Origin of the sequence: Halomonas sp. 707D4 (genome assembly GCF_024158685.1) — a bacterium.
In the GTDB taxonomy this organism is placed as follows: Bacteria; Pseudomonadota; Gammaproteobacteria; order Pseudomonadales; family Halomonadaceae; genus Vreelandella.
This window is the reverse complement of record NZ_JAMZBD010000315.1, coordinates 1-3,776: the sequence shown is the minus strand read 5'-3', so window position 1 is coordinate 3,776 and position 3,776 is coordinate 1. Positions and strand designations below refer to the sequence as shown.

Genomic DNA, 3,776 nt, shown 5'->3' with positions numbered 1-3,776 from the left:
GTGCGCTCAACATCCTCACCTGGTGGCGGCTGGGGCGCCCTCGAGCGGTCAGCCACCTCGAATACCTGCTGCACCTGTTGGCCGACATCACCGGCCTGACGCTGCTGTTCTATTTCACCGGCGGCTCGACCAACCCGTTCATCACCTACTACCTGGTGCCGGTGACCATCGCCGCCGCCACCCTGCCCTGGCGCCACGCCTGGATCATCGCCGCCTGCGCGATGGGCGGCTACAGTTTCCTGATGTTCGACTACCACCCCATTGCCCAGTTGAGTCATATCGACAGCGACAGCCTGTTGAACCTGCACGTGCTGGGCATGTGGCTGAACTTCGGCCTGTCGGCGGGGCTGGTGACGTTCTTCATCTACAAGATGGCCCACGCCCTGCGTAGCCGCGACAAGGCGCTGTCACGCACCCGCGAGGCGGCGCTTCGCAACGAGCAGGTGCTGGCCGTGGCGACCCAGGCGGCAGGCACCGCTCACGAACTCGGCACGCCGCTGTCGACCATGGCCGTGCTGCTCAAGGAGATGCAGGCCGAAGCACCGGACAACTCGACGCTCAAGGACGACATCGCGCTGCTGCGCCAGCAGGTGGATGTCTGCAAGTCGCGCCTGCAGCACCTGGTCACCAACGCCGATCGTCGCCGCATGGCCGAACCCGAGGTGCAGGATGGCGAGCAGTGGCTGGCGAGCGTCATCCAGCGGTGGCTCGTGATTCGTCCGGACGTGACCCACTCGCTCGAGGTCGCAAGCCGACGCGGGCGACCGTGGCTGCTGGTGGACGCGACCCTCGACCAGGCCCTGACCAATCTTCTCAACAACGCCGCCGATGCCCACCCGGAGCAGGTCGCCATTCGCCTGGACTGGCAGGAGGAGAGCGTGATCATCGACATTCGCGACCACGGTCCCGGCATTGCCCTGTCGATCGCCGACCAGCTCGGCGACACCTTCGTGTCCACCAAGAGCAAGGGCATGGGAATCGGGCTATTCTTGACCCATGCCACGATCAATCGATTCGGTGGCGGGGTGAGCCTCTACAATCATCCCGAGGGTGGAACGCTGACCGAAGTGACGCTGCCCAGAAGCACCGCGCCGGAAAGACAGTGATCCCCCCGACCGAACGATCCGTTATAGCGAGAACAGCATGCAGACCCAAGACCAGCGCCTATTGATCGTCGACGACGACGATGTGTTCTGCCACGTATTGAGCCGCGCCTTGACCCGGCGCGGCTTCGATGTGCAGGTCGCCCACGATGCCGAACAGGCCCTGCAGTTGGCTGCCACCTTCGCCCCCACCATGGCCACCCTCGATCTCAAGCTAGAGCAGAGCTCGGGACTCAAGCTGTTGCCGGATCTGCTCAAGGTCGTGCCCCACTGCCGAGTGGTGGTGCTGACCGGCTACTCGAGCATCGCCACGGCGGTCGAGGCGATCAAGCTCGGCGCGGTGCACTACCTGTGCAAGCCGGTGGACGCCGACGACGTGATCGCGGCCTTCGAACACGACGGTGGCGACCCCGATATCGAGCTTGCGGACAACCCGCCGTCGATCAACCGCATTACCTGGGAACACATCCAGAAGGTGCTGCAGGAGCACGACGGCAATATCTCGGCGACCGCCCGGGCGCTGGGCATGCATCGCCGTACCCTGCAGCGCAAGCTGCAAAAGCGCCCGGTGCGCCGCTAGCGCCTCAGTGCGCCGTCCAGCCTAGATCCATGTTGAAGCTCGAACCGGTCACCGAGGCCGCCGCATCGGAAGCCAGATAGCCCACGAGCTCGGCCACTTCGGCGGGTTCGATCAGCCGCTTGATCGCCGCATCCTTGAGCATGATCTTCTCGATCACTTCCTGCTCGTCCATGCCGTGAAGCTTCGCCTGGTCGGCAATCTGGTTGTCCACCAATGGCGTCTTCACGTAGGCCGGGCAGATCGCGTTGGCGGTGATACCCTGCTCGCCGCCCTCGAGCGCGGCAGTCTTGGTCAGCCCGATCAGACCGTGCTTGGCGGTCACGTAGGCCGCCTTGCCGGGCGAGGCCACCTGAGCGTGAATGGAGGCGATGTTGACGATCCGACCCCAGCCGTTTTCACGCATCGACGGCCACGCCGCCTGGGTGAGCAGAAACGGTGCGGTCAGCATCAGATCCATGATCGCGCGCCACTTGGCTTCGGGAAAGGACTCGATGGCACTGACGTGCTGGATACCGGCGTTGTTGACCAGGATATCGACCCGGCCGAAGCGCCGGATCGCATCATCCACGGCCGTCTTGCAGGCCTGCCCATCGGTCAGGTCGGCCTTGAAGAATGCAGCGCCCCGCTCGCTCGCCACCTCTTGCGCCGCCTCGTTGAAATCCACCGCCAGCACCTGAAAACCCCGGCTGCAGAAATGCTCGACCACGCTCGCGCCTATACCGCTACCGGCCCCGGTGACCAGCGCTACCTTCGGGGTGGTATCCGTCTTCGTTGCCATCATCGACCTCCTGGAAGAGAAAAGCGGTTCACGACTTCATCGCACATGCCCAGTATAGAACGCCTGCGCCTGGACAGGCCGTCGTCTGGGATCATTGTTCAACGCTGGTTGTCTGAGCGACAATGCGTGATCACGCACCCTTCATGCCAGCCTTTCAAGGAGTCATCATGTTTGTCGTCATCTACGGTCGTTTGAGCTGCCCCTTCTGCGTACGCGCCAAGATGCTGGCCGAACAGCTCGAAAGCGCGCACAAGATCGAAGGTTATCGCTACGTGGACATGCCCTCGGAAGGCGTAACCAAGGAGGACATCGCCAAGACCGCCGGCAAGCCGATACACACCGTGCCCCAGGTGTTCATCGACCAGGCGCACATCGGCGGCTTCACCGAGTTCGATCACTACGTGCGCCAGCACGGCCTGCTCGCCTGATCCTCTGCGTTTAATCCGCCATTGAACCCCGGTGTCGCCTTGCTGCCTATACTGACAGGGTATTTTCCCAACAAGACCGCTCCAGGCGGCAAGGACACTGGCGATGCAGCGCGAAGAATTCGAGCAGCAGCTCTGGCTTGACTACATCCATACTCACCCCGAGCTTGGCGGGCTCGCCCTCTGGCACGGCACGCGGGCAGACTATCTCACCCTGGTGACGCTCGACATCGGCCCGTTCAGCGCCGTCGAGCTTACCCGCAAGCTCCATCGCATGGGCTACAGCCCCTCGGCCCAGTACGCGCTGGCGGACAAGGGACTGATGATCCACCTTCTGCGCGCCGACGACAGCAGTACGCTGGTGCTGGTCGAGCTTAAGCTCGGTACGCTGTGTCGCGCCCCGCGCGAAGCGCTCGAAGCCCTCGTCGATCAGTGCCACCCCCAGGATTGTAGAGGACACAACCTGCTGTGCCGGGGTCGCCCCTGGCCGATGCCCTCCTGGTCACTCTACTGCACGCTCGAGGAGGAGCATCCGCTGGCCGCGTGGCTCTCGGTGATGGGCCCGCGCGTGCATCACGCGGGGTTTGATTGCCGCACTCTGGGCGAGCCCATCGGCGTTCTGGATCAGGCACTCGAGGGCGCGGGCATGCCGGGACACCGGCATCGTTACAATGGCGTCTTTTCGGTCTCGAAGGCACTGGAGCACCGCTTCTATCCGGCGATGCCGCAGAGAGTGGCCTTCAGTCACGGCGATCAGCATCGACTCTGCCTGGGCGGACTGGCGCTGGCGGAACCGGGAGGAGCAGCATCGACGATGGCGCTTTGCGACGAGCTGCTGCCGGCCCACGCCCGCTGCGAGATGGCGTGACGCATCACGCCATCTCGCAGCT

The 3,776-nt window shown here is 64.0% G+C and carries 5 protein-coding genes; 4 read left to right on the top strand and 1 reads right to left on the bottom strand.

The window, feature by feature from the left end:
• Together BIS11_RS12785 and BIS11_RS12780 are read left to right on the top strand one after the other, a co-directional pair.
• Positions 1-1,106, top strand: a 1,106-nt coding sequence (locus BIS11_RS12785) for an ATP-binding protein (protein ID WP_253586185.1), incomplete at its 5' end; no start/stop codon positions are given.
• A gap of 37 nt (positions 1,107-1,143) precedes the next feature.
• A complete protein-coding gene (locus BIS11_RS12780) occupies positions 1,144-1,683 on the top strand; it encodes a response regulator transcription factor (protein ID WP_253420760.1) in 540 nt (179 codons plus the stop codon).
• A 4-nt stretch (positions 1,684-1,687) separates the two neighbouring features.
• On the opposite strand, the gene BIS11_RS12775 is transcribed toward BIS11_RS12780, so the two are convergent.
• Positions 1,688-2,461, bottom strand: a complete 774-nt coding sequence (locus BIS11_RS12775; protein ID WP_253420763.1) for a 3-hydroxybutyrate dehydrogenase — start codon at positions 2,459-2,461, stop codon at positions 1,688-1,690.
• Positions 2,462-2,628: 167 nt separating this feature from the next.
• On the opposite strand from BIS11_RS12775, the gene BIS11_RS12770 reads away from it, so the two are divergent.
• The gene (locus tag BIS11_RS12770) at positions 2,629-2,889 is read left to right on the top strand and encodes a GrxA family glutaredoxin (RefSeq protein ID WP_253420766.1); all 261 of its coding nucleotides are present in this window, start codon (positions 2,629-2,631) and stop codon (positions 2,887-2,889) included.
• A 103-nt stretch (positions 2,890-2,992) separates the two neighbouring features.
• Positions 2,993-3,754, top strand: a complete 762-nt coding sequence (locus tag BIS11_RS12765; protein WP_253420770.1) for a DUF1338 domain-containing protein — start codon at positions 2,993-2,995, stop codon at positions 3,752-3,754.
• The last annotated feature ends 22 nt before the right edge of the window (positions 3,755-3,776 follow it).